The sequence below is a fragment of the Bacteroidota bacterium genome, from assembly GCA_016195025.1.
Lineage (GTDB): Bacteria > Bacteroidota > Bacteroidia > Palsa-948 > Palsa-948 > Palsa-948.
Window position 1 is genome coordinate 18,843 of sequence record JACQAL010000021.1, and the last position, 24,286, is coordinate 43,128.

Here is a 24,286-nt window from a genome sequence, read left to right on the forward strand (position 1 = left end):
TTTTTCTGGCGGGAATGAGCAAGAAAAAACCAACGCCTAAAAATTTTTCAGCAAAGCAGGCGGAGAGCAAAAAAACACAGCCAAAAATTTTCTCGAAGAAAAATTCTTCTGACCGGCAGAAGAAATGGATAATAATTGCGGCTCTTGCCGCTGTAACTTTTATTATTTTTTATCCTTCGCTAAAATGCGAATTCACCAACTGGGATGACGGAACCTATGTAACCGAAAACCCGATGATTTGGAAACTGGACGGCAAGGCATTGAAAGAAATTTTCACAACGCCCGTTTCGCTGAACTATCATCCGCTCACAATGCTTTCGCTGGCGATTGATTATAAATTCGACAAACTCAATCCCTATCATTATCATTTAAACAATGTGCTCATTCATATTCTGAATGTGATTTTGCTTTTCGTCTTCACGGAAAAATTTATCAGCGGATATAATTTCAGGCATACTTCTGGAAATGAATTAAGCCCATTCAATATTGCGTTAATTGTTTCTGCACTATGGGCAATTCATCCCATGCGTGTTGAAAGCGTTACGTGGGTGGCAGAAAGAAAAGATGTGCTCTATGTTTTCTTTTTCTTCCTCTCGTTGATTTTTTATTTACGCTGGCTCGACAGCAAAAAAATTTCTGCAGCGGTTTTCTGTTTTTTATTTTTTATTTGTTCCTGTCTTTCGAAGGGAATGGGCGTTGTGCTTCCTGTGGTTTTGGTTTTGATAGATTGGTTTTATGGAGAAACAAAAACCATAAAAGAGTTTTCGCGAAGCGTAATTACCAAAGCGCATTTTTTTGTTGCGGCAATCGTGTTCGGATTTGTTGCGTTTAAAATCCAAAGCCAGGGAGCGATTGCCGCCATGGAAACTTTCACCTTGTTTCAGCGGCTCACATTTGCCTGCTACGGATTTATCATGTACATATGGAAATTTTTTCTGCCGCTGAATCTTTCCGCGTTTTATCCGTATCCCTTTACAGACGCGCAGGGGAATATTCCGGCAATTTATTACGCTTCCCCTTTTATAGTTTTAGTAATTGCGGCTGCGATAATTTTTCTTCTCTGGAAGGAAAAAAATGCCGCGACTCCGCTCGGCATAGCAGCGAGAGTTCTTGCTTTCGGGTTTTCTTTTTACTTCATCGCAGTTGCGCTTGTGCTTCAGTTTATTTCGGTGGGTTCTGTAATTATGGCGGACAGATATTCTTATCTATCGTATGTTGGATTGCTTTTTATGGTTGGATATTTTTTCGAAGTTGTCAGAAATAAATTTTCGAAAAACATTTCAATGGCGGCTACTGCTTTTCTGATTGCAGCTGCTGCATGGTTTTCTTTTCTCGCGCACGAGCGCACAAAAGTTTGGACCAATGCAAAAACACTTTGGGCAGATGCAATGCACCAATTTCCATTCATTGAAATCGCCTACGAGAACCGCGGAATTTATTTCAAAGACCACAACCAACTTGACAGCATGCGGATTGATTATGAATTTGTGACGCAAAAACTTCACAGCAAGAATGAAAAAATCTGGAGCAACCTGGGAAATCTTTACGGGCTGCTCGGGCAGCAAAAAGGAAAAGAATTTTTTGACAAATCGCTCGATGCATATTCGCACGCCATTGAAATCAATCCGAAAAATTCAAGCACCTATCTTAATCGCGCAATCACGCTTTCCATGATGGGAAAATATGCCGAGGCGCTTCCCGATTATGATAAATCCATTCAGCTTGCCGACAACGTTGCGCTCACGTACAAGAACCGAGCATACACGCTCATGCAACTCGGGCAGTTTGAAAAATCAATTTCGGATTATGACAAGGCACTGGAATTATATTCTTACGACACGCTTTCTTATCTCAACCGCGGCATTTCAAAATTCAACGCGAAAAAATTTCCCGATGCGCTCGGTGATTTCAGAAAATATCTTTCCCTATCGCCAAACAATCCGCAGGCATATTACAATGCTTCGGTTGCGCACGAAAACTTAAATCAGTTTTCCGAAGCATTGCAAAGTGCGCAGATGGCGCAAAAACTCGGACAAAAAATTTCCCCGGTATATTTACAAGAACTGGAAAAGAAAGCAAAACAGAAATGAAAAAGATTTTTTTCTTTACTCTCTGCTTTTTATTTCCCGTTTTAATTTTTGCTCAACAGTTTAAAGTTGGTTTGCTCGGAGGAATTTCAACTTCACAAGTGGACGGAGATACTTACGCGGGCTATAACAAAGCGGGAATTTATGCCGGAGGATTTGTTTCAAAAAACATTTCCTCAGAAAGCAAATGGAGCGCAGTGTTTGAAATTACCTATATACAAAAAGGAAGCAGAAAACTTCCGCATCCGGATAAAGGAGATTTTACTTTATATAAACTCAATCTTAATTATGCAGAAGTTCCGGTGCTGCTGAAATATTCTTTCACTACACACGATTCGCTTGGAGAAGAAAAAATAAAATTTCAGTTTGAAGGCGGGATTGCTGTAGCAACGCTTGTGCAATCAAGAGAAGAAGACAATGTTGGATTGGTCATCGGAGGAATTCCTTTTGAGAAAAAAGATATTTCCTATTTGCTCGGATTGAATTATCCGCTCGGAGAAAATTTCAGCGCAGATGTTCGCTTTGAATATTCCATGCTTCCCGTGCGAAAAAGCGCCACCGGCCAATATTATCAGAACTGGACATATAGATTTCTAAAGCCGGGCTATTATAACAATCTTATTCTTTTTTCCCTGCGCTATCAGTTTTAATCTTAATAAATCGCCTTTCTTCCTGAAAACTTTATGTCGGGCATATGAGAATATGTTTATCTTTGCATCCCTTTCACAAGAAAGGATTAAAATCAAAGTTACATGAACATTTACGTTTCAAATCTCAATTTCAAACTTCAGGACGAAGACCTGAAGAACGTTTTCACCCCTTATGGTGAAGTATCTTCGGCAAAAGTTATCAGAGACAATCAGTCAGGACGTTCCCGCGGGTTCGGTTTTGTTGAAATGCCTAGCGATGACGATGCTCGCGCAGCCATTGAAAAACTCAACGGCACGGAAGTAGACGGCAGAACCATTGTTGTAAACGAAGCGCGCCCTCGCAAAGAAGGCGAAAACCGCGGTGGCGGTGGCGGCTTCAAAAGACGCGGTGGCTTCGACAACAGAAGAGAGCGCGATTTCAACAGGGACTAACCTTCCCTAAAAAGTTTCCCCTATTTTTTCAGGCGGAAGATTTTAACGATCGTATGAATACACGGTCGTGTAATTATTTTTTTTTATTGCCTGCCTAACTTTTTATTCTCGAGAAGCCACTCCGCAGTTTCGAGCATGGAGTAAGTATAAACTTTCATGCTGTCGGCAAGCGCGCGATGCTGCTTTAAAATATTTTCGGGGCTACCGCTCGTATAATCGTGCAGCGACTCCCCTCCGAATTTTCTGACGATGTAAAAATATTTTTCGTTGAGGCAGCCCACCAAATAATCTTTGCAGAAGAAAGCATACGGACGGCTCTCAGAAAATAAATTTATACCGAGCGTATTGTTGATGTAATTCAGTTTCAAAAAATTCATCAATGTTGGAAAAACATCTTCCTGTAATGCGAGCTTGTCAATCTGTTTTGGTTCTTTTATAAGCGAGGGGGAGAAAATAATAAATGGCGAATGATGATAAGGCAGCGGAATTTCATAAGGGCTTGGCAAATCGCAGCCATGGTCGGCAACAAAAATAAAAATTGTATTGTCAAACCATTTTTCTTTCGCGCAGTTCTTCATAAAATTTCCCAGCGCCCAATCCGCGTATTCATACACCTGTTCGAATGGAATTTTACTTTTCGGCTTGAAAAAAGTTTTTGCCGGAAGCGTTGGCGGCTCGTGCGTGCTGATGGTGAGCATTGCCGCGAAGAAAGGTTTTTCTGATTTTGAAAACGCATTAAGTTTGCCGAGCGCAAAATTATATTGGACTTCATCCGAAACGCCAAACATTCCTTCGCTTAAATCGGATGTATATTCTTTCGCGCTGAAAAAATTTTCAAACCCGTTATTGCGAAGGAAAAATCCCATATTGTCAAACTCTTCAAAGTGTGTGCAGAAAAAATTTGTAGAGTAGCCGTTCTCTTTTAAAATAGTTGCCATTCCGTAAAATTTCTGATTCGCAGTGTAAACATTTGAAAGCGGATGCATGCCGGGAACCGAAGGCAAGGAATGCAGCACGCCATATAAGCCGTTGCAGGTATGCATTCCGCAGGTAAAAAATTTTGAAAACGAAATTCCATTTTTGGAAATGCTGTCGAGATTTGGCGTGAAAGATTTTTTAGCAGAGGACAATCCGGTCATTTCCACACTCATGCTTTCCATAATTACAAGAACAATGTTCGGCTTACGCGAAGAATCGGAAAAAGAAATTTTTCTGGCAATCGGAGAATCAAAACCATCTTTCACATTCAAAAACCCCCGCACATTTTTAATTGCCTCCTGAGTTTCCACATAATCCAAATTTATTTTTGTCATGCTGTCGAAAAAAGAAAACAGCGGATTTAAGGGCAGCATATTTACAAACGGATAATTTGTAACAAACGCATCGCGCACGGCAATCGGGCGAACGCGCCACCCTCCGCGAATTCCAATGAGCAGAAGCACAGCAACAATAAGAGCAGAGAAAACTTTTTTTGTCGGGGAATATTTTTCTTCAAACAACCGTTTTAAAAATTTCTTCTGAAGAAAAATTAAAAACCAGATAGAAAAAATAATTCCCAGAAAAAAAAGCAGGATGTAAGGATGAAAAACCGAATTGCCGAAAACAAAACCGAGCATTGTGCCCGGAGTATCTGTCCACATCAGCAATGAATTATTCAGTCGCGCGCCCGTGAATGTGTAGCAGGGAATATCCGAGCAGCAGGCAAGAAAAGCGATTATGAAGACAATCGAAAAATAAATTGTAATTCCTCTTCTTAGCCAGAGAGAATTAAAATTAAAAAATAGTGCTATGAAAAAGGCAAGCGCGGGGATTGCAATTAAATAAGAAGCAACCATCAAATCATAACTTATCCCGAGCGAAAGCGCAGCGCTGTAAAAGGTTTCGGAAATTTCAGAAGAAACATTTTGTTTAAGCAGCGCATTGCGAAACCCCGAAAACAAAAGCATCAGCAAGGTAAATACAATGAGAAGGTAGAAAGTCCACGAAGGAATTCTTGATAAAAAAGTGCGCATAAAAAAATTTTTCTGCCAAAAATTCAAGCAGCCATTAATCAGTATCCTTCCAGTCGGCAATGGAGAAATTTTTGAATTTCCAACCGGAAGCATTGTACTCAATCCAATATGCTTTTCCGTTCACCACTCCGAATGGCCAAATGTCCACATCGGTGAGGCGGGGCGAAGCTGATTTTACAATTGGAGCACTTGCTTTTGCCTGCGGAATCGCATTCAGCGAAAGCACAAACAAACTTGCGCAAAGCAAAATCATGGAGAGAGAAATTGCCGACACAAGAATTTTTTTTGAAAGCGCATCTAAATTTTTCATCTTAAAATGTTTTTAATTAATGTTAAACAAGTATACAAAATAAAAAACTCCGAAGTTCATCCGGGGCTTTTGTTTTTTCCGACATTTGCTTCATGCCCGGGCAAAAAATATTTCGACCCAACCGCTCAAAGAAAAATATTCGTATCATATATTTTGCCTGCGGATTTTTTATTTTGCTTGGATTGTTCATTGGCTCTCCTCAAAAAATGGCGGGATATTATATGGCAATTTTTGCTTTCGTGCTTTTTTTCGTAGCATATTTTCTAACAACGCCCCCAAATGTTTTTTATGCAATAGGAGCGGAAGGAATTACTCTTCGCGCATGGACAAAGACGCTGCTGATTCCGTTTAAAGAAATAGAATCGATTTATGAATTAAAAGAAAACCAGGCGGAAGAATTAATGCTTAAGCGCAAGCGAAGCGAAGAACAGGAAGAAGCAACTATTTTTCATTCGGAACAAAATCCCTTGGCAAAAACAGGAGCAGCATTCAGCGCGCAGGCAAAAGCATTTTCACCTTATAAATTTCTCAGCGCGCCCATTGTCTTCCGGAGTTCGGGAAACAGAAACCATATGTCGGGCGTAAATCTTCCCTGCGATTGCGTGTTCATTCTTCTGAAAAACGGCAACGGACATTTAATTTCCCCGCTCGATACAGAGGGGTTTGTGAACGAAGCGAAAAAATATATTTTATAATTTTGATTCCCGATGAAATTTTTTTTTCTTTCTTGTTTGATTTTTATTTCCATTGCCGTGCTGAGCGCAGCAGAAGCTTTTTCCCAATCGCACCAAATCAATCAATGGGTGGTGGTTGGCGCGCGCGGAAGTTTTAATTCCACCTGGCTGCTGAATCAAAACGAACTTCACGATAAAGGAATAAAATATCAGGCATCGTGGGGATGGTCGGGAGGAATTATGGTGGGCGCACATTACTCGCAGTGGGGAGCAGTATATATTGAAGGGCTTTATTCTGCGCTCAGCCAAAAACTTTCGAGCAACATTGACAGCGTGAAATGGAACAGCCGAACTGATTTGGCTTACTATGAATTTCCTGTTCTGCTTCACTTTATCCCGAAAGATTTTAAATACATTGAAGCGGGCGTAAAAATTTCTGCACTTGCAAACGCAAAAAGTTCTTATTCGTCTGACGCATTTAATTTTTCCGGCAGTTCGAGAGATAATTTTGAGAAAACAAATTTCGCGCTCGTGCTTGGCTGGGGCGGCTCGCTTTGGGGAGATGGCGGTGGCTTGCTTGATTTGGGAATTCGTTTGACATACGGACTCTCAGATATTACCAGCAATGCCGGAGGAAGAGGAAAAGATTATTATCCGCTTGCCGATGGAATTTCTGCGAAACCAAAATCATATTTGCCTACCAACACCGCCACCATTGGTTTTCATCTCACCTATGATTTTGATATGGGCTGGTGGTTTCACGATACCTGCAAGAGGAAATACAAGTTCTTTATGTTCGAGCATTAAAAAGCCCTGAATTTTTTTCAGGGATTTTTTTATTCGGCAGCTACCTTTTTCTTTCGAAGGATTATTGCGGAAAGCAATGAAACAAGAAGTCCTACCGGAAGCGGCTCGGCAAACGTCATTGCCATATTGAAAAAAATATTTTCCTTATAAAGTTTCATCATTTGAATCTGCGAATCAATATTGGCTTGCGGTGCGCCCGAGGCTTTCATTTGCTCAACCATTTTTGCGCTGTAGGTGTCGGCAAAGTTGGGAAGAAAAAAATGATTGATGACTTCCCAGGAAACCACATAGCCGATGCAGCCAATCAGCATAATCAATAATGCAACGGAGAGAGCGCGTCCGAAAGAAATAAATCCTTCGCCCGTGTTTTGCCGGTAAGAGCGCACGCCAAAATAAATGGTAAGGAAGGAAAGCAGCATGGTGCTGTAGCCGAAAATCATTCCCTGTATGCCGCCCATACATCCTTCGAATGGAATCATGGCAGAAATAAACACAGCGAAAACGCCTGCTGAGATTGCTCCGAATTTTAAAATTGTTTTTCTCATGTAAAATAATTTTTAGTTAAAGGTTGTTGTTAAAAATTCGGTGCAAACATACGCTGCCGCACAGGTTCTTGTCGTCATACTTTCGGGTGATTTTAGCAAAATCATACTAAAGTTTACTTAACAATCCCAAATCTCTTCCGATTTTTACAGCTTCCATTCTTCTCTTTGCATTTAATTTATCGAACAACCGGGAAGAATGTGTCTTCACCGTATTCTCGCCAATGAAAAGCGTTTCACCTATTTCTTTATTACTTAACCCTTGTGCAATTAACTCCAGGATTTCATGTTCGCGTTCGGTTATTCCAAGGTCTTCTAACTTTTTTCTGTTGAGAATAAATGGTTCGCCCGAATTTATTCTCACTTCTTTTACAACCACCACCTCTTTTTTCTTCGTAAGTTTTAATCCAAAATAAATTCCAAGTGCGGTAAAAGCGGCCGCGATAATCCCTCCGTAAATTTCCCAACGGTGCTCAATAATAATAAACCGGTATTTCGAAAACTCAAGTAAGGCAATCAACAAGCCGCCAATTAAGCCATAAAGGAGAATTTCTTTTTTCATTTAATCCATCGACTGATTCAAAAATTTATCAAACGGCTGCATCGCTTTGAAAACTTTTGCAGCGTGAGAAAGAAAATCTTTTGAAGTGACTTGCGATTCTTTCATGTTGTGAACGGCAAGAAAACTTTTATGTTTCAGCAATTCAATTTCAGGATGCGTTTTATCGTATCCGCGTGGAACGCTTGATAATTTTTCTCCGGTGATTTTTCCGAAATACTTTTTGAAATCTTTATGATTGATGATTTTCTTCAGTTCTTTTGCGTTATAATGAATTTCTTTCCGGATGGCGTTTATCCATTCAGAAGGAGGCATGTGCGCACCGCCTGCAAGAAAACATTCCCCCGGAGAAAGGTGCATGTAATATCCCGCGCGATTCATTTCCATTTTCTTTCCGCCTGCAATAATGTGCGCACCAAAATGATTCTTATAGGGAGATTTATCTTTTGAGAAACGCACATCGCGGTAAATGCGGAACGCGCAATCCTTCGGTTCGAGATTCGCAACGCCTTTTTCGAATTTTGCTACTTCACGGATAAGTTTACCGACAAATTCTTTGAACTCGTTATTTGCTTCTTCATAGCGCGCTTTGTTTTTATTGAACCAGTCGCGGCTGTTATTTTTCTTCAGGTCTTTCAGGAAAGACATTGTTTTGTTTGAGAGCATGAAATTTAATTTCTAAGAAGGCGAATATACCCCTTTCTGTAAAAAACTGTTCTTTTGAGAGCCAAAGAAATCTAAGTTAACGGGAAATAAAAATTGTTTTTCAGAAATTATACCTTACCTTTGATTTGCTCGTAAAGGTTCAATGTGATATTAATTTTAAAATAATATTCTGATGAAAAAATTTCTACTCTTTTCCTTAGCAACTATCCTTTGCGGCACGTCAAAAAATGCAACTGCGCAGCAATGCCTTACTTCGGGATTTTGTTCCAACGTTCCGAATGAGCATAAATATCCGAGCGCAACTTTTTCAACCACCTCTTCTACCTGGTCAACGGTAAGCGCATACATGAATGGCGATAACTACACGCTGTTTAATGTTACTTCCGGAAATATTTATGAATGGACTTACTGCGAAGCGTATGGCGGAGTTTCTACCGGATGGGATGCGCAGCTGACTTTATCAGACACGGCACAACAAAATTTTTATTGCTTCAGCGATAATGGTTGTGGCGCCAGCGGCAACGCGCCTTACATAAGTTGGACTGCAACATTTACCGGAATAGTAAAACTTTTAACTACGCAGGCAAATTGTCTGAACAACACCGGCTCGCCTTATAATACGCTGGTATGGCGAATGGCAAACGGAAGTCCAAGCACGCAAATACTTGGCGTGGATGTTTACAGTGGCGATGGAAACATTACCTGGTCGCAGGTAAAAACAGCGCCTAAAGTATTTGCATGGGCGAAAGCAACGGAAGGAGCAACATATACTGACGGAAATTTTACAACCAACATTACGAATGGCGTTGCTGCAGGAATTGCAATGGGCGCTTATCATTTTGCGCGGCCGGAAAATAACACTGCCGCTACCGAAGCAACTCATTTTTTAAATGTGGCGGGTTCCTATATAAAAACCTGCGAACTTCCTCCTTCACTGGATGTGGAAGACCCGCCAAGCGGACCCTCACTGCAATCTTATTTCACCAGCGCGCAATTAACACAATGGGTTTCGGATTGGTGCACAGCGGTGAAAAATCAAACAGGCATCACTCCCGTAATTTACATTGGTGGCTCCAACGCATCCTATCTTCAATCTTCCGTAAAAACATATCCTCTCTGGATGGCAGACCCGGACAATAATTCCAACACTCCTCCTGCCACTCTTGGCGGATGGAGCACCTGGGATTTCAAGCAATACTCATGGACGGGAACCGTTGCGGGAATCGGAAGCCAGTGCGATTTGAATGTTTATAATGGAAACACCATGGCAGCGTTTAATAGTTTTATTGGCTGCGTTACCGGCACTGCGGAAAATAGTTCCTCAACTGATTTTATTATTTATCCGAATCCGGTCAATGATAATATTACCATTGAAAATCTTTCTCCGAATAATAATGTTGGCGAAATGTTTTCCATTTACACCGTACAAGGGCAATTGCTTTTGCAGCAACGCTTACAGCAGCAACAAACAGAAATTAATGTTGCGGACTATGCTCCGGGAATTTATGTTGTTAAATTAAAAACAGAAAATGGAATTGAAATAAAAAAGTTTGTAAAGGAATAGAATGACCGTAGAACCCAAAACAAAAAAGACAAATGTAAAACCGAAAGATTTCATCAGCACGGTGAAAGATGAACAAAAGCGCAAGGATAGTTTAGAAGTGCTTAAGATGATGGAGGCGATTACAGGAGAGAAAGGCGCCATGTGGGGAACGAGCATTGTGGGTTTCGGAACTACTAAAATAAAATATGCCAGCGGTGAAGAACTCGACTGGCCCACCACCGGTTTTTCTCCCCGCGCGCAGGCGCTTACGCTGTATGTTGTGAAGCGTTCATCCAAAGAACAGGCAGCGCTTCTGAAAAAACTCGGCAAACATAAAACAGGAGGTGGCTGCCTTCACATTAAAAAACTTTCGGATGTGGATGCAGATGTGTTGAAGAAAGTGATTGAGGAGAAGTGTAAAAAGTAAAACCTCTCCTCTCCTGCCCTGTTTTTATTTTATTTCCCGCGCTCATAAAATACCATTAACACATTTTAACACTGCTTCAATTTTATTCTCAAAACAAATTCTCTCCCCGTAAATTTTCTTTTTTCTTCTTCTGAAATTTTTTGAAGCGCAGTTGCTTTTTCTGTTTTGGCACATAAATTGTTTTCTGTTACTCTTTTTATAAACCCAAAAATGACATGATGAAATTCTACTCGATGCTGTAAAAATAAAACACAAACCAAAAAAGTCCTGTGAGTAAAGTAGCAGGCATCGAGTAACATGTCAAACAAAATCATCACCATCATCAGGCACATCATCGCTGTGCTCAAGTTCCCGAAGAAGATCAATGACTTCATCGAGTATGCAAAAACAATTTACAAAGCGATGAACGGAAATGCAAACTTTCCGGCTTCAGCAGCGAAACTCGCCACGCTGAATACGGACATCCTCGCGCTGGATGCTTCTGAAACTGCGCTCCACACCAAGCCGCCAACTTCCACCACCGCTGCAAGAAACGCGCTCATTGAAAAAGTAAAAAATGATTTGCGCGCGCTTCGCAGCGATGTGCAAACTGCAGCCGACAACAACACATTGCAGGCGGAGGTAATTGTAAAAAGCGCAGCAATGAGCGTGAAAGCAATCGCTATTCACCAGAAACAAAAAAATGCCGCCAAAGACGGAAAAGTATCAGGAACTATTATTCTCACTGCTGAAGGCGGAGGCATGCACGAATGGCAAATGAGTAAAGACCAGACCAACATTATAACCCTGCGCGCCACCAGCAAAGCAAAAACCATAGTTCCCAATTTAACCATTGGCGACATTTGGTATGTGCGCAACCGACCCGTTCTCACAAACGCACAGGAAGGCGACTGGAGTCAGTGGATTAAAGTGGTGGTAAGATAATTCCGATTCAGGAATAAGCTGCCTGCCTGTCAGGCAGAAAATGAAGATTAAGGATTCCGGAAATTAATTTCCCGAATCCTTTTTCTTTTTTATTCGCACTAAGCAAGCGCCTGTCCGTTCAATCCACTCGGCAGCGCGTTCTATCCATCCCGCCTTTGGAACGTTGCACTCATGGGCGCGGTGGAATCACTCCGCTGTGCGGATGAATGAAACAAGAACCGATTCTAAAGAACTACTCGCAGAGTGAATAAACCGCGCGGCAGGTTCTTTGGAACGCAAGGCAGAGTGAATAGAAACAACCGAAGAGTGGAACCACTCTTCCGAAGTTTGAACTTGCCGAGAGGAATTTGAAGAAAATGCAGTGGTTTTGAGAGAAAAATGTGAACGGGAATTTTTTATTTAAATCTTGAAAGGTCTAAGTTCTACGCCAACGCGTTCAAAGCAATCAAGCAATTCCGGGTAAGTGCCTTTTCCTCCGAGGAAATCCCAAAATTCATCTCCTACTTTAAGTTCATTATCTAAATCTAACATTCCGCGCATGGTCCAGCGGGAATACGGTTTTGGCTCATACGGATTATATGGAATCGCAATGAGCGTATTGATTTTTGCTTTCGGATTTTCTGCAAGCACAACTGCAACCCATTCCAATAATGTTCTTTTAAATTCTTTGAAGCCGCCTGCATTCGGCTTTGCAGTTTTAATATCGAAAAGAAATAATTCTTTTGATTTGCTTTCTACCCATACATCAACCACAGTAGGTTTTACTTTTTTCATCTTTCCTTTCTGACAAACCTTTCTGATGGCTTCAATCTCTTTATGTTTATTCGGAGAAACATCTGCTGTAGATAAGCCATCCATTATTTCCTGAATCACTTTATGTGCGCTTTCGCTTATTTGGTTTCCAACTTTGTTATGGATTTGCACCGCCAAGAAATTCTTTTTTGCTATTTCTACCGCAACGGGTTCAAATACGCTTGTTCCAAAATTAGTATTGAGGGAATGAATAAATGAAAATAATGCCAGTCTATCTGTACCAAGCAAACGCGTGTGAAAAGGCATTGCGGCTGGCTCAGGATTGTAGTTCTTGAATTTATTGCGCAAGCAATTTTTCAGAACTTCTTCGATGGATTGGATTTCAGGTTTAGAGAGGGACATTATCAGAAATTATTGTTTTATAGTCATCAGTAAAAACCGAAGAGAAATTTTCAAATACAGGAGTTGCTCGTGTTCTTTTAAGTTTTTCTACAGGTTTGTAAAGTATTTTTTCTTTCTCTTTATCCGATAAATCTAATAATCCAGAATAATTTTCTTTTATTTTGGTAGTAACATAAACTAATACTTTATCAAAAGATGTTTTATTTTTCAGAACTAAATAGATATTTGAATATACTTTATTAATTAATTGATTTTGCTTTATAATCTCTTCTTCTTCTATGTCCTCAGTGCCTTCTCTAAAATATTCTTCAAAGGACTTTATATCAATTTCTTTATTTGATAATTTATAAATAAGATATATTAAATGATATTTAAGCCGACTAAATTCAGGATATTTTTCATCGACCTCATCTTCTACAAGTTTTAATAATGAAGTCATAATGAGATATAGTTTTGCAAATCGCTCATCAAAGATTTTATCTACATATTTTAATGTTGTTTGATCAAAATATCCTGATACTTTATTAGGTATTAACATTAGAGTAGACAATGTTGCTCTCAAGATGTCATCAATTTGAACAATATAATCTATTTCTAAATTGGCATTTTCATCAGCTGATTTTTGCCTTTTATAATGAAATGATTTCCCAAGGAATTTAACTTTTTCAAACTCTTCTTGCAATTCTATTTGTGTATTTGTTATCGATATTAAATCTTTAGTTTCAAGGCCATTTTGTGTATTAGTTCTAATAGTAATGTTTTCATATTCTTTATCCTGTGCTACTATTATTTTAACAGGAATTTTTACATCTTTCTCATTAAAGTCTTCTGATTTGGAAACATTATAAATACTATTTGCTGTTTGGCAACCGTTGACAATATTTACTGGGCAAATAATAAAGTTTTTTGAATTGTCATTAATTTCTTTTGTCGTAATAGTTATTCCATTGTTATAAAAGTGAAACCTTTTTGAATCTTTCATTAATGTTTCTTCTATTTTTTCATTAACCTTATTTCTGCCTAAATAAAGTCTAATATTATTTTTAAAAACATCTGGATATAATGTTCTTTTCCCATTTACAACAGGTGCAATTGAATCTAATAATTCTTTTGCAGTAATATATCCTATTAAATATTTTTTTTCTTCCGCTTCAATAACCTCTTCTTTGTTTACTAATAAGGAATAATCGTTAGAATTAATTTTTTCAAATATTTCATTTAGAAATCCAGAGCCTCTGAAAAGAATTTCAATATTTTTTAAAGGAAAATAATTTGCTAACTCATTTTTTTTATTTTCAATATCTGTTTTCCAATTGTCTTCTAACTTGACAATATTATCATTGTCTTTATTGGTATAAAAAGATATTTCGATTTTATGTTCTATCTTTCCTAGTACAGAATCGTCATCATCGGTAATTTTATCTATAAACTCTTGTAGATTGATTAGTATGGGTTGGCTTTTACTAAACTCTTGTCCTTTCCATATTTTTAATGGAACATCTATTAAATTCAAAAAATCTGGCCAATTTGCATTTTCAGATTTTTTAGTTTGTATAAAATGAAATGTTATTGATTTGCCATGTTTTTTTAAATAATCTATTACTTCTTCAATATTGTCATACAGGAAAAATATTTGTTCAAAATTATTTACAGATACATAAAATGCGTCACCTCCCTGAGAAGTACCTAGTGAAATGTCCTTGCCGATCTTTGTGTTGGAATTATAAAATTGACTAGAGGACTGCCATATATGCATTGAATTAACAAACCATTCAAATTTGACAGAATCAGATTTTCTTCTATCCTTTTTGTCAAAATTATCATTTATAAATTTTGATAAATTCTTTTCTATTATCGGTTTTTTAGCTTTTGCCATAACTCTTTTTTTTCAAATGAAAAATTATTTCTGAATAAGCCCCTTTATCTTTTTCTGTGCGATTTAATACTGGGCGTTTGAATTGATTAATGATTTTCATTCCGGCATTTTCTGCAATGGCAGGATACATATTGTATTTATCATTGGCTACAAGGAAGACATTGTAATCCTCCACAAAATATTTTTTGCAGTTATTCAATACCTCTGCAATTCCTTTTGCGTAAGATTCTTTTGCTTCGCGCCCCTGCCCTTTAGAGAGCGGACCAATTTCAAGATTATCTTTTCTTGCAAAGCCGAATAAATCATACGCGTAAGCGTGCTGTTCATGGTAATCAATCACACCAACATAAGGCGGAGAAGAAAAGATGCCTTTTATTTTTTTCTTTTTTATAAGACGAGAAAAATAAGGGTCTTGTTCTTTTAATTCTTTAAAGATGTCAATGCTCCGTGAATCTCCTGTTAAACATCGCTGGCAATTATTTTTTCTTTTCTCTTTATATTCTTTGAAGCGAGTAACTGTATCCTTGCTGTATGAATCCCACCATTTGAAAATCGAAAAAAGTGGTTTGCAAACTTTTCCGTGCTTGGAACAATAGTAAGTTCCGTTAACCGGCTCAAGCAAAGTAGCCAAATCTGCATGTGTAGTTGCTCTGCATGAGCGGATTGTTCTGCTAAGAATAACACTTATTACATTCCGGACATCTTTATCCTTTATTTTGCGCACCTTCTTGTAAACGAAATCAATTTCTTGCCGAACATTTTCAAAATACCATTTATCTAAAAATGTTTTGGATTGCTTTTGCTTTAATTTAATCCTGTATTTCTTAACGAGTTTTTCAAATACCGGAAAAAACATTTTTTCTTTTTCTGTTCCGTATTTGTTTTCATCGATTTTACCGCGCTGGAGGTTGTATTTGTATTCGGGAACAGGGAAATATTTATTGTTGAACTTATTTAATTCTTCCAACAAGGCATTTTCAAATTCGTCAATCTTTGATTTTGCTATGAACTTTTTTAATTCTTCTGAAATCTTATCAATTTCTTTTTGAATCAGAACAAAATCATATCTGCCTACTTTGACATTACTTATCATGGCATTGAAAGCAGAAACATCTATTCCGATGGCGTGCATTCCTAATTCACTCGCCTGAACTAATGTTGTCCCGCTTCCGCAAAAAGGGTCAAGAACAATATCTTCTTCTTTGAAATAAACTTCTTTCTTGAATTTATCCTTTTTGCTGTCTAAAAAATATTCTACCAACTGAGGAATAAATTTTCCTTTGTATGGATGAAGGCGGTGAACGTGCTTGGTGGTTTCTGATTCTTTGTATTGATCAAATGAAAGTGTCCAATTTAAATCATTGCCTAATTTTTCTTTCCAATTTAATTCTCTACTTCCATTTAATGATTCATAATATTTAAGTAATTCATTTTTTTCAACGAGTATAGAGCCATTGTCTCCAACTTTTTTTACCCTACCGTATTGAATGAGGTAGGAAATGTTTGAAGTAGTAACTTCTTTCTTCAAATAATTGCTTGCCCATTCGCTCGCTTGTTTTATTGAAAGAAAAATTTCTTGTCTGTTTGCGCTTAATTCTTTTGGAGGGTGCAAAAAATATTTTTCATCAGGTTCTTTTACAACAGATGGCTTGCTCTTGTTGTAATATTTTTTTCTATTCTTTTCCTTTAACATAAAGAGCAAAGATAAGATTTCATTTTCTTCTGCTTCTTTTATTTATCTTCGCTCCCCTTTTAAGAAATGAATTTATCCTACGACATAGTAGTTGTTGGTGCAGGCCACGCAGGTTGTGAAGCTGCGGCTTCCGCGGCTAATATGGGCTCTAAGGTTTTGCTCATCACAATGGACATGACCAAAATTGCCCAGATGAGCTGCAATCCCGCTATGGGAGGAATTGCCAAAGGGCAAATCGTTCGCGAGATAGATGCGCTTGGCGGTTATTCAGGAATTGTTTCTGACCGCTCTGCTATACAATTCCGCATGCTGAACAGAAGCAAGGGTCCCGCGATGTGGAGCCCGCGTTCGCAAAATGACCGCGCGCTGTTCACCACCGAGTGGAGAAAAATGCTGGAGCAATCTCCCAATGTGGATTTCTGGCAGGACATGGTGAAAGAAATAATTGTTTCGCCCCCACCCCAACCCCTCCCCCAAGGGGGAGGGACAAAGGGAGGGGGCGTTGTTACGGGCGTCATCACCGGAATGGGAATGAAAATTTCTGCGAAGGCAGTTATACTTACGAACGGAACTTTTCTAAACGGCATTATTCACATAGGAGAAAAACAATTCGGTGGCGGGCGTGTGGGAGAAAAATCTTCTACCGGAATCACCGAGCAGTTGGTTTCTCTCGGCTTTCAGTCCGGCAGAATGAAAACCGGAACTCCTCCGCGCGTGGATGGAAGAAGTTTGGATTATTCGAAGATGGAAGTGCAGAGCGGAGATGAGAATCCGAATAAATTTTCTTTCCTCCCGACTGTAGAAGGAGAAGAAACTATTTACGGGCGCAGAGAGCAAATGCCTTGTCACATCACCTACACAAACTCCGAAGTGCATGATATATTAAAGACGGGTTTCGACAAATCTCCTATGTATTCTGGAAGGATTCAGGGAATCGGCCCGCGCTATTGCCCGAGCATTGAGGATAAAGTAACACGCTTTGCAGAAAGAGAACGACATCAAATTTTTGTGGAACCCGAAGGATGGGACACGGTGGAGATTTATGTGAACGGGTTTTCCACTTCGCTTCCCGAAGATGTGCAGATGAAAGCGCTGAAAAAAATTCCGGGCTTTGAGAATGTGAAAATGTTCCGTCCCGGCTATGCCATTGAGTACGATTACTTCCCTCCTACTCAATTACATTTAACACTCGAGACAAAACAAATTCAGAATTTATATTTCGCAGGACAGATAAACGGAACCACCGGCTATGAAGAAGCCGCTTGCCAGGGATTGATGGCGGGAATAAACGCGCACCTGAAAATAAAAGAACGCGAACCGTTTGTTCTCACGCGCTCCGAAGCATACATCGGAGTTCTCATAGATGATTTAGTCACGAAAGGAACGGATGAACCCTACCGCATGTTCACTTCCCGCGCGGAGTACAGAGTTTTGCTGAGACAGGATAACGCGGATGTTCGCCTCACGCCAAAATCTTTTGAGTTAGGATTAGCAAGCAAAGAGCGTTACGAACGCGTGAAAGAAAAAAACTTACAAGCGGAACAGATTATGAAGTTCTTCCGCGAAGAAAGTATTTCACCTGAAGAAATAAATCCTTTCCTCGAAAGTATCGGTTCCTCTCCCCTGTCGCAGAAAGTAAAAATGTTTGGTGTGCTATTGCGCCCCGGAGTTTCTGTGAATGATTTTATCCGCTGTAGTTCAGCGGTAAAAACATTTGCAGAAAATTTTTATCCGGAATGTTTGGAGCAGGCGGAAATATTAATGAAGTACGAAGGATATATTTCCAAAGAATACGAAATGGCGGAAAAACTTCAGCGCCTCGAAGAAATAAAACTCCACGATGATTTTGATTACCACCGCCTCACTTCCCTTTCCACCGAAGCACGGGAAAAACTTTCGCGTGTGCGCCCCAACACCATCGGGCAGGCGTCACGCATTTCGGGTGTTAGCCCTTCGGATGTTTCTATTCTGCTGGTTTATTTGGGGAGGTAATACATATTCCTTCTCCCCTACTCATTTCCAAAAATCCCTAAGCGGACTTTTTATGTAAAAAAGTTTGAGTTTGGTTGGGGTATGTTTTCTGCTTTCTGAAATCAATGTTTGCCTTTAAAATTATTCAGAAAATAAAATACTACAGTATATTATAAACAATCATTGTGAATCACATCACAGTTTATGTTATTAATATTAACAATAGTTGTTTTGAATGATATTGTTTGTATGTTTGCGCGCCATGTCCCCCTTTGAGGGGCGCACACGAAGTGGCGGAGGATGTTATGCCAGTACTGATAGGACCCATAATTAAAAAAGTAATGGAAGAGAAAAAAGTTTCTTCCACTGAACTTGCTTCGCGCTTGGGCGTTCACCCGGGAAGCATAAGCAGGATCTTTAATTACCGTCACATGCATTCTTCCCTGCTGCAGAAGTTATCCCAGGCATTAGGACATGATTTCTTTAAGTATTTTACACAAGATATACGCGTGGAGCGTCCTGAATCAGAAAAGCAATTGGATGAAATACGCAGGGAACTGGAGCAATTGCGCAAAGAGAATGGTTACTTAAAACAGATAAACGAACTATTAACAAACAAACAAAGCGGAACCAAAGCGCCAGAGGATACTTCTCATGAGGGATAAACCATAATAGTTCCACGTGAAACAAAAAAGAATATGGAGGAATTAAATAATTGCCCAATCTGTTCAGGAAATAAGTTCAAGCCCTTTCTTTCCTGCAAGGACTACACTGTTTCACGTGAAACGTTTCATATCGTTCAATGCGAGGCGTGCGGATTTCGCTTTACAAATCCCCGTCCTGATGAAAAGGAAATAGGGAAGTATTACGAGTCGGAAGAATATATTTCTCATTCTGGAACGAGCAGGGGAGTAATGAATAAAATTTACGGGATGGTTCGCAATTATACAATAAGAGAGAAAGTAAAGCTGATTAATAAACAACTCCGAACTCCGAACTTCCAACTCCGAACTGTGCTTGATATAGGCTGTGGCACAGGGGACTTTCTGAATGCCTGCAAACAAAATGGATGGAACGTAATAGGCATTGAGCCCTCAGGTGTTGCCAGGAAGCACGCAAAGGAAAATTTCGGAATAGAGCCGCTGGCTCCGGAAAAACTATTTGAGATAAGTGAAAAGAAGTTTAACGTAATTACTTTATGGCATGTCCTGGAGCATGTGCACCAACTCCACAAAACAATTGAGCAGATAAATAAAATACTCATTGATAGCGGCACATTGATTATTGCGGTTCCGAATTGCAATTCTTTTGATGCAAAGAAATATGGCGAGCATTGGGCCGGGTATGATGTGCCCAGGCATATTTATCATTTCACAAAAAAAGATATTGAAAAGCTATTTTTACGATTTGGCTTTGGGTTAAAAGAAGTGCTTCCGATGAAATTTGATTCGTACTATGTTTCATTGCTGAGCGAGAAATATAAAACAGGAAGTTCAAATCTTGTTGCGGGGTTTTTCAGCGGCCTGAAATCTAATTTAAATGCAGGAGGAGAGAATGGATATTCAAGCCAAATCTATATCCTAAGAAATAAATAAACTATTTGAATTCAATTATTTAATGACACTATTGCAAAACATAATCCCGAGTAATTATCATTTCCAGCCGAGTTGGGTGATGGTAATTATTGTTTTGTCGGTGATGATAATCGGTTATTTGTTTTCTGCATTTAATTCAAGATTTGTTGCAGTAGTAAAAGCATTTTTCACTGCGCGTTTTGCGGAACAACTTTCCCGAGAGGAACATTCTCTTTCACATCCTTCATCAGTTTTTTTATCGCTAAACTTTTTAATGACGAGTTCTCTTTTTATTCTTCTCGCAATTTATTCGTTCGATAATTCTTTTATTCCATTTTCTTTTCCATACTACCTCCTCGTTTTCGGCATCGTGCTTGCAATTTATTTTATCAAAATCATCACGCTGAAAATTTTGGGTTTCATCTTCGACAAAACGCATGTGGTGAACGAATATATTTTCATCACATATCTCGTAAACCAGGTTGTGGGAATTGCATTTATTCCGGTAATAATTTTTGTGGCGTACGGACAACCTTCATTTGTAAATGTATTTGTTTACATAGGTATTTCGCTCTTCGCATTGGAATTTTTAATCAGAGTAGGGAAGGGGGCATTCGCGGTTTTGTCGAGCGGGGAAGTGACGCTGTTTTATTTATTATTATATCTTTGCACCCTTGAAATTTTGCCCTTGCTTTTAGGGTGGAAGTTGATTTAACGGCTGACGTAGTTCAAACGAATAACATCGAAATGAAAATTAAATCCCTCCTTGTTACTCAGCCCAAACCCGAAACCGAAAAATCTCCCTACCTCGAACTTGCCAAGCGCTATAATCTGAAGATTGATTTCGTTCCCTTCTTTCACATGGAAGGAGTTTCGGCAAAGCAATTCAGGCAAGAGCGAATCAATCTTGCAGAATTTACCGCGGTGATTTTTACCAGCCGTCACAGCATTGACCATTATTTCCGCCTCTGTCAGGAAATGCGCTTTGAAGTTCCCGAAGACATGAAATATTTCTGCACTTCGGAAGCGGTGGCATTTTATATTCAGAAGCACACGCAGTTCCGCAAGCGAAAAGTTTTTTATGGACAGCACAGCATTCAGGATTTGTCGCCCATCCTCCGCAAACACAGAGATGAAAAATATCTTTTGCCTCATTCCAACACGCATAACAAGGAAATTGATGAACTCCTCGAAAAGGAAAAAATAAATTATACGAAAGCGCTTTTCTACCGCTCTGTTCCATCGGATTTATCTCACATAAAAAAACTGGAATACGATGCGCTTGTGTTCTTCAGTCCTGCCGATGTGAAATCGCTTCGCAAGAACTTCCCGAAATTCCGCCAACGCGAAACTAAAATAGCCGCTTTCGGTACGGCTACCGCAAAAGCAGTAGAAGGCGCAGGATTTCATCTCGATATTCAAGCCCCTACGCCACAGGCGCCATCTATGACGGGAGCATTGGAGAATTATATAACCGGCAAAAACGGAAAGAAATAATCATTTCGCGCTGTAACTAATTCTCCGTAAATTCGTCCTACTCACAAAGGCAGAATCTCTACATGACCGTTAATGAATTTAACCAGTGCGTTGACCTGCATGCAGACAACCTTTACCGTTTTATTCTGAAGAACGTAAAGGACAAGGACAAAGCGAAAGATGTGGTGCAGGATACGTACGAAAAACTCTGGCTGAAAGTATCGGATGTGCCGTCAACCAACGCCAAGTCATACATGTTCACTACGGCATACCGCACGATGATAGATATGTTTCGCAGAGACAAGAAGCAAGCCAACATGGACGAAGCAGACATGCAAGAAATGAAATATCATACCAAGCAATACACGGATTTGAAAAAGGTGTTGAATGACGCGGTGGAACTTCTTCCGCCCATTCAGAAAATGGTGGTGATGCTGAGAGATTACGAAGGATATTCTTACGAAGAGATTGGAGAAATAGCAGGGCTTACCGAATCGCAGGTGAAGGTTTATATTTTCAGAGCGAGGGCATTTTTGAAAAATCATATCGGTAAAATAGAAAACGTACTGTGATTATCGACAGACATAATTGTGAAGCATTCTTCCTCGATTACCACGAAGGAAATTTATCGCCTGTGCAGGCAGGGGAAGTGCTTTTGTTCCTCGAAGAGAACCCGGATTTGAAAAATCTGTTTGAAGAATACGAAAACATTTCTCTTGAGCAGGAAAAGATTTTCTTCCCCGGAAAAGATATGATGAAAAAAAAATACTCGGCTGAGGGAATAGAGTCTTTGCTTTCTTCAGAAATCAATTCCGATAACTGTGAGCAATTTTTCATTGCGTATGTGGAAGGACAACTATCCAGCGAAAGAATTTCAAAATTAAATTCATTCCTTGCAAACAACCCAGGCCAGAAAAAAGAATTTGAATTATTCAAACTGTCAAAACTATCTGGAGATAAAGTTTCTTTTGAGGGGAAAGAATCGCTGAAGAAATCTCTTATCACAAAAGAGAATTGTGAAGAATATTTTATCCGTTCCGCAGAAAAAGATTTGAATAGAGTAGAGGAGGAGCAGTTGAAATCATTCCTGCAGAAAAACCCTGAATACAAAAAAGAGTTTGAACTCTTTTCGAAAACAATTCTTCCTGCAGAAATAATTTCTTTCGAGAATAAATTTTCTTTGAAGAAAAAAGAAAGGAAACCAGTTTTTGTTTCCATTTTCTCGCAACGACAAACTTACTATGCTGCCGCAGCAGCAATATTATTGCTCATCGGATTATTTTTCATCCTCAAAAATAACGGAACAGAAAAGCAGCTATTTGCGGATAAAAATAAACCGGTAAAAAAAACGGAGAATGTTATGCTTCCTGAAAAAGAATCAAATACCAACAAAGAAAATTCAGTTCAGAAAAATAAAATACGGAACGATAAACAACCGAACATTCAAACAACTGAACATTCGAATGTGAAATCCCCAAAACCAGCAATCATTGAAGAGAAGAAACAACTTCAGCCTATAATTTTTGAGGACGAAGAAAAACTTATTGCGGAAAAAGAAAATGAAAAACCAAAAATGATGGAGCAGGAATTAATTGTTGAGAAGAAACAGGAAGAGAAAAAAGAAGATGCAATAAATCCAACACAGGAAACGGCTTCTGCAAATACAGGTAAAACAAATGAGGATTACCAAACTGTCGGTTCTTTCACAAGAAAAAAAGTAAGGCAGGTTCTTGGAATAAAAAAATCTGTTGAATGTGCCGATGATAAAATCACCGTATGGGATGTTGCCATGGCCGCAAAAGCAAAAGTGCAGGATATAATCGGAACAAAAGCAGTAGATGTAGAAAAAGTATGTGACGGCAAGGGAGATTCAGAATATGTTTTTACTGCCGGAAGCTTTTCCCTCAGCCGAAACTCAGGCAAATAAAAAATTTACTGTAACATTCTAAAACAAACAATCGTCATACTCTCAAACAAACAAACGAATAACAAATAAAAATAAAATGAAAAAGATTTTTTTACTCGCAATCATCGTTTTGATATCCGCAAACCTCTTTGCACAAGAGAGCAAAAGCAAAGACGATGATACTCTTAAAATAAAATGGAAAAATTCCCGCATCTGGATTTTTGATGCTGAAACCAAAAAAGATACAATAAAAAAAGAGAAAAAGAAAAAACAGGATTTCACCCATTGGGGCGGATTTGATTTTGGAGTTTGCATGCTCTCTACAGCAAAAAATCAATTCAACATCCCGGAAGAAAATGATACAACTAAAATGAATTATTTTCTCAACCTTAATTACAGCAAGTCCTTTTTCTTTTCTTTGAATCTTCTTGAAAAAAACATCCGGCTTTACAAAAATTATGTGAATGTTGTAACAGGGCTCGGCTTTGAATGGAACAGCTATAACTTCAAAAATAAAATTACGCTTCCGCCAAACGCTTCTTATATCAGCGCATCAAACGTAACTATTGCGCCCGACAGCATTACTTTTAAAAAGAACAAACTCAAAGTAGCTTATCTGAAAGCACCGCTGCTTCTGGAATTTAATACCAATACAAATCATGCTGAGAAATCTTTTCATATAGCCGGTGGAGTTGAACTTGCTTATAAAATCGGTTCGCGCACAAAACAAGTTTATGAAATGCACGACAATGAATATAAAATCAAACGCAAGGAGGATTTCAATCTTGCGCCTTTAAAATACAGCGCGGTAGTTCGCGCAGGATACGGAAATTATTTTACTTTGTTTGTCAATTATTCCATTTCGCAGTTGTTTGAAAAAGAAAAAGGACCGGAAGTGTTTCCAATTACCGCAGGAATTTCTTTCACACTTTAATCCTCCGCTATAACAGAATCCCGCTTCCGGATTTTCGGAGCGGGATTTTTTCTTGTACTTTTGCGGAG

General features: G+C 39.0%; 25 protein-coding genes. 16 read left to right on the plus strand and 9 right to left on the minus strand.

Features of this window, described 5'->3' with window-relative positions; translation table 11 throughout:
- The first annotated feature begins 14 nt into the window (after positions 1-14).
- The 3 genes from HY063_04655 (at position 15) to HY063_04665 (ending at position 3,169) form a co-directional block, all read left to right on the plus strand.
- Complete coding sequence (locus tag HY063_04655) at positions 15-2,090, plus strand: tetratricopeptide repeat protein (protein ID MBI3501064.1); 2,076 nt, start codon at positions 15-17, stop codon at positions 2,088-2,090.
- The gene (locus tag HY063_04660) at positions 2,087-2,737 is read left to right on the plus strand and encodes a PorT family protein (GenBank protein MBI3501065.1); all 651 of its coding nucleotides are present in this window, start codon (positions 2,087-2,089) and stop codon (positions 2,735-2,737) included. The genes HY063_04655 and HY063_04660 overlap by 4 nt, the downstream gene beginning before the upstream one ends.
- 102 nt (positions 2,738-2,839) lie before the next feature.
- Positions 2,840-3,169 carry an RNA-binding protein gene (locus HY063_04665; GenBank protein MBI3501066.1) on the plus strand — a complete coding sequence of 110 codons (330 nt, stop codon included), beginning with the start codon at positions 2,840-2,842 and terminating at the stop codon, positions 3,167-3,169.
- 83 nt (positions 3,170-3,252) lie between these two features.
- Here HY063_04665 and HY063_04670 read toward each other — a convergent pair whose 3' ends face one another.
- Both HY063_04670 and HY063_04675 read right to left on the minus strand, forming a co-directional pair.
- Positions 3,253-5,181, minus strand: coding sequence for a sulfatase-like hydrolase/transferase (locus HY063_04670; protein MBI3501067.1), 1,929 nt, complete (start codon positions 5,179-5,181; stop codon positions 3,253-3,255).
- Positions 5,182-5,215: 34 nt separating this feature from the next.
- The gene (locus tag HY063_04675; protein ID MBI3501068.1) at positions 5,216-5,491 is read right to left on the minus strand and encodes a hypothetical protein; all 276 of its coding nucleotides are present in this window, start codon (positions 5,489-5,491) and stop codon (positions 5,216-5,218) included.
- A 92-nt stretch (positions 5,492-5,583) separates the two neighbouring features.
- On the opposite strand from HY063_04675, the gene HY063_04680 reads away from it, so the two are divergent.
- Positions 5,584-6,186, plus strand: a complete 603-nt coding sequence (locus HY063_04680) for a hypothetical protein (protein ID MBI3501069.1) — start codon at positions 5,584-5,586, stop codon at positions 6,184-6,186.
- Between the two features lie 12 nt (positions 6,187-6,198).
- Positions 6,199-6,972 carry an outer membrane beta-barrel protein gene (locus HY063_04685; GenBank protein MBI3501070.1) on the plus strand — a complete coding sequence of 258 codons (774 nt, stop codon included), beginning with the start codon at positions 6,199-6,201 and terminating at the stop codon, positions 6,970-6,972.
- A 29-nt stretch (positions 6,973-7,001) separates the two neighbouring features.
- Here the strand turns inward: HY063_04685 and HY063_04690 are convergent, their stop codons facing one another.
- The 3 genes from HY063_04690 to HY063_04700 form a co-directional block, all read right to left on the minus strand.
- Positions 7,002-7,517: a DUF4199 domain-containing protein gene (locus HY063_04690; protein ID MBI3501071.1), complete on the minus strand. Its 516-nt coding sequence runs from the start codon at positions 7,515-7,517 to the stop codon at positions 7,002-7,004.
- 106 nt (positions 7,518-7,623) lie between these two features.
- A complete protein-coding gene (locus tag HY063_04695; GenBank protein MBI3501072.1) occupies positions 7,624-8,076 on the minus strand; it encodes a response regulator transcription factor in 453 nt (150 codons plus the stop codon).
- Entirely contained in the window at positions 8,077-8,739 is a 663-nt protein-coding gene (locus HY063_04700; GenBank protein ID MBI3501073.1) for a DUF2461 domain-containing protein, read from the minus strand.
- Between the two features lie 172 nt (positions 8,740-8,911).
- Between HY063_04700 and HY063_04705 the strand changes: the two genes are divergently transcribed.
- Together HY063_04705 and HY063_04710 are read left to right on the plus strand one after the other, a co-directional pair.
- Entirely contained in the window at positions 8,912-10,303 is a 1,392-nt protein-coding gene (locus tag HY063_04705) for a T9SS type A sorting domain-containing protein (GenBank protein MBI3501074.1), read from the plus strand.
- A 1-nt stretch (position 10,304) separates the two neighbouring features.
- Positions 10,305-10,709: a DUF1801 domain-containing protein gene (locus HY063_04710; GenBank protein MBI3501075.1), complete on the plus strand. Its 405-nt coding sequence runs from the start codon at positions 10,305-10,307 to the stop codon at positions 10,707-10,709.
- A 65-nt stretch (positions 10,710-10,774) separates the two neighbouring features.
- Here HY063_04710 and HY063_04715 read toward each other — a convergent pair whose 3' ends face one another.
- Positions 10,775-11,008 carry a hypothetical protein gene (locus tag HY063_04715; protein MBI3501076.1) on the minus strand — a complete coding sequence of 78 codons (234 nt, stop codon included), beginning with the start codon at positions 11,006-11,008 and terminating at the stop codon, positions 10,775-10,777.
- Here HY063_04715 and HY063_04720 point away from each other — a divergent pair.
- The gene (locus HY063_04720) at positions 11,007-11,633 is read left to right on the plus strand and encodes a hypothetical protein (GenBank protein ID MBI3501077.1); all 627 of its coding nucleotides are present in this window, start codon (positions 11,007-11,009) and stop codon (positions 11,631-11,633) included. The genes HY063_04715 and HY063_04720 overlap by 2 nt on opposite strands.
- Before the next feature lie 399 nt (positions 11,634-12,032).
- Here HY063_04720 and HY063_04725 read toward each other — a convergent pair whose 3' ends face one another.
- The 3 genes from HY063_04725 to HY063_04735 are packed head-to-tail and all read right to left on the minus strand — an operon-like array spanning position 12,033 to position 16,357.
- On the minus strand, positions 12,033-12,788 hold the full coding sequence (locus tag HY063_04725) for a TdeIII family type II restriction endonuclease (protein MBI3501078.1): 756 nt from the start codon (positions 12,786-12,788) through the stop codon (positions 12,033-12,035).
- Positions 12,775-14,664, minus strand: coding sequence for an AIPR family protein (locus HY063_04730; protein MBI3501079.1), 1,890 nt, complete (start codon positions 14,662-14,664; stop codon positions 12,775-12,777). Before HY063_04730 ends, HY063_04725 begins: the two co-directional genes overlap by 14 nt.
- Positions 14,651-16,357: a site-specific DNA-methyltransferase gene (locus tag HY063_04735; protein MBI3501080.1), complete on the minus strand. Its 1,707-nt coding sequence runs from the start codon at positions 16,355-16,357 to the stop codon at positions 14,651-14,653. The genes HY063_04730 and HY063_04735 overlap by 14 nt, the downstream gene beginning before the upstream one ends.
- A 66-nt stretch (positions 16,358-16,423) precedes the next feature.
- Between HY063_04735 and mnmG the strand changes: the two genes are divergently transcribed.
- The 8 genes from mnmG to HY063_04775 all read left to right on the plus strand — a co-directional run bounded on the left by mnmG (position 16,424) and on the right by HY063_04775 (position 24,218).
- The gene (gene mnmG, locus HY063_04740; GenBank protein ID MBI3501081.1) at positions 16,424-18,349 is read left to right on the plus strand and encodes a tRNA uridine-5-carboxymethylaminomethyl(34) synthesis enzyme MnmG; all 1,926 of its coding nucleotides are present in this window, start codon (positions 16,424-16,426) and stop codon (positions 18,347-18,349) included.
- A 320-nt stretch (positions 18,350-18,669) separates the two neighbouring features.
- A complete protein-coding gene (locus tag HY063_04745) occupies positions 18,670-18,993 on the plus strand; it encodes a helix-turn-helix transcriptional regulator (GenBank protein MBI3501082.1) in 324 nt (107 codons plus the stop codon).
- Positions 18,994-19,026: 33 nt separating this feature from the next.
- The gene (locus HY063_04750; GenBank protein MBI3501083.1) at positions 19,027-19,923 is read left to right on the plus strand and encodes a class I SAM-dependent methyltransferase; all 897 of its coding nucleotides are present in this window, start codon (positions 19,027-19,029) and stop codon (positions 19,921-19,923) included.
- Positions 19,924-19,954: 31 nt separating this feature from the next.
- A complete protein-coding gene (locus HY063_04755) occupies positions 19,955-20,617 on the plus strand; it encodes a DUF4271 domain-containing protein (GenBank protein MBI3501084.1) in 663 nt (220 codons plus the stop codon).
- Positions 20,618-20,649: 32 nt separating this feature from the next.
- A complete protein-coding gene (locus tag HY063_04760) occupies positions 20,650-21,399 on the plus strand; it encodes a uroporphyrinogen-III synthase (protein ID MBI3501085.1) in 750 nt (249 codons plus the stop codon).
- A gap of 62 nt (positions 21,400-21,461) precedes the next feature.
- A complete protein-coding gene (locus tag HY063_04765) occupies positions 21,462-21,950 on the plus strand; it encodes an RNA polymerase sigma factor (protein ID MBI3501086.1) in 489 nt (162 codons plus the stop codon).
- The gene (locus HY063_04770) at positions 21,947-23,305 is read left to right on the plus strand and encodes a hypothetical protein (GenBank protein MBI3501087.1); all 1,359 of its coding nucleotides are present in this window, start codon (positions 21,947-21,949) and stop codon (positions 23,303-23,305) included. The genes HY063_04765 and HY063_04770 overlap by 4 nt, the downstream gene beginning before the upstream one ends.
- Before the next feature lie 76 nt (positions 23,306-23,381).
- Entirely contained in the window at positions 23,382-24,218 is an 837-nt protein-coding gene (locus tag HY063_04775) for an outer membrane beta-barrel protein (GenBank protein ID MBI3501088.1), read from the plus strand.
- Positions 24,219-24,286 lie beyond the last annotated feature (68 nt).

What these genes read in the sequence shown, in the direction of transcription:
- HY063_04700 (MBI3501073.1), bottom strand. Translation starts at nt 8,739, where the DNA reads ATGCTCTCAAACAAAACAATGTCTTTCCTGAAAGACCTGAAGAAAAAT.
- HY063_04690 (MBI3501071.1), bottom strand. Translation starts at nt 7,517, where the DNA reads ATGAGAAAAACAATTTTAAAATTCGGAGCAATCTCAGCAGGCGTTTTC.
- HY063_04710 (MBI3501075.1), top strand. Translation starts at nt 10,305, where the DNA reads ATGACCGTAGAACCCAAAACAAAAAAGACAAATGTAAAACCGAAAGAT.
- HY063_04660 (MBI3501065.1), top strand. Translation starts at nt 2,087, where the DNA reads ATGAAAAAGATTTTTTTCTTTACTCTCTGCTTTTTATTTCCCGTTTTA.
- HY063_04730 (MBI3501079.1), bottom strand. Translation starts at nt 14,664, where the DNA reads ATGGCAAAAGCTAAAAAACCGATAATAGAAAAGAATTTATCAAAATTT.
- HY063_04725 (MBI3501078.1), bottom strand. Translation starts at nt 12,788, where the DNA reads ATGTCCCTCTCTAAACCTGAAATCCAATCCATCGAAGAAGTTCTGAAA.
- HY063_04775 (MBI3501088.1), top strand. Translation starts at nt 23,382, where the DNA reads ATGAAAAAGATTTTTTTACTCGCAATCATCGTTTTGATATCCGCAAAC.
- HY063_04655 (MBI3501064.1), top strand. Translation starts at nt 15, where the DNA reads ATGAGCAAGAAAAAACCAACGCCTAAAAATTTTTCAGCAAAGCAGGCG.
- HY063_04735 (MBI3501080.1), bottom strand. Translation starts at nt 16,357, where the DNA reads ATGTTAAAGGAAAAGAATAGAAAAAAATATTACAACAAGAGCAAGCCA.
- HY063_04715 (MBI3501076.1), bottom strand. Translation starts at nt 11,008, where the DNA reads ATGTTACTCGATGCCTGCTACTTTACTCACAGGACTTTTTTGGTTTGT.
- HY063_04675 (MBI3501068.1), bottom strand. Translation starts at nt 5,491, where the DNA reads ATGAAAAATTTAGATGCGCTTTCAAAAAAAATTCTTGTGTCGGCAATT.
- HY063_04705 (MBI3501074.1), top strand. Translation starts at nt 8,912, where the DNA reads ATGAAAAAATTTCTACTCTTTTCCTTAGCAACTATCCTTTGCGGCACG.
- HY063_04665 (MBI3501066.1), top strand. Translation starts at nt 2,840, where the DNA reads ATGAACATTTACGTTTCAAATCTCAATTTCAAACTTCAGGACGAAGAC.
- HY063_04680 (MBI3501069.1), top strand. Translation starts at nt 5,584, where the DNA reads ATGCCCGGGCAAAAAATATTTCGACCCAACCGCTCAAAGAAAAATATT.
- HY063_04750 (MBI3501083.1), top strand. Translation starts at nt 19,027, where the DNA reads ATGGAGGAATTAAATAATTGCCCAATCTGTTCAGGAAATAAGTTCAAG.
- HY063_04685 (MBI3501070.1), top strand. Translation starts at nt 6,199, where the DNA reads ATGAAATTTTTTTTTCTTTCTTGTTTGATTTTTATTTCCATTGCCGTG.
- HY063_04760 (MBI3501085.1), top strand. Translation starts at nt 20,650, where the DNA reads ATGAAAATTAAATCCCTCCTTGTTACTCAGCCCAAACCCGAAACCGAA.
- HY063_04670 (MBI3501067.1), bottom strand. Translation starts at nt 5,181, where the DNA reads ATGCGCACTTTTTTATCAAGAATTCCTTCGTGGACTTTCTACCTTCTC.
- HY063_04765 (MBI3501086.1), top strand. Translation starts at nt 21,462, where the DNA reads ATGACCGTTAATGAATTTAACCAGTGCGTTGACCTGCATGCAGACAAC.
- HY063_04720 (MBI3501077.1), top strand. Translation starts at nt 11,007, where the DNA reads ATGTCAAACAAAATCATCACCATCATCAGGCACATCATCGCTGTGCTC.
- HY063_04745 (MBI3501082.1), top strand. Translation starts at nt 18,670, where the DNA reads ATGGAAGAGAAAAAAGTTTCTTCCACTGAACTTGCTTCGCGCTTGGGC.
- HY063_04695 (MBI3501072.1), bottom strand. Translation starts at nt 8,076, where the DNA reads ATGAAAAAAGAAATTCTCCTTTATGGCTTAATTGGCGGCTTGTTGATT.
- mnmG (MBI3501081.1), top strand. Translation starts at nt 16,424, where the DNA reads ATGAATTTATCCTACGACATAGTAGTTGTTGGTGCAGGCCACGCAGGT.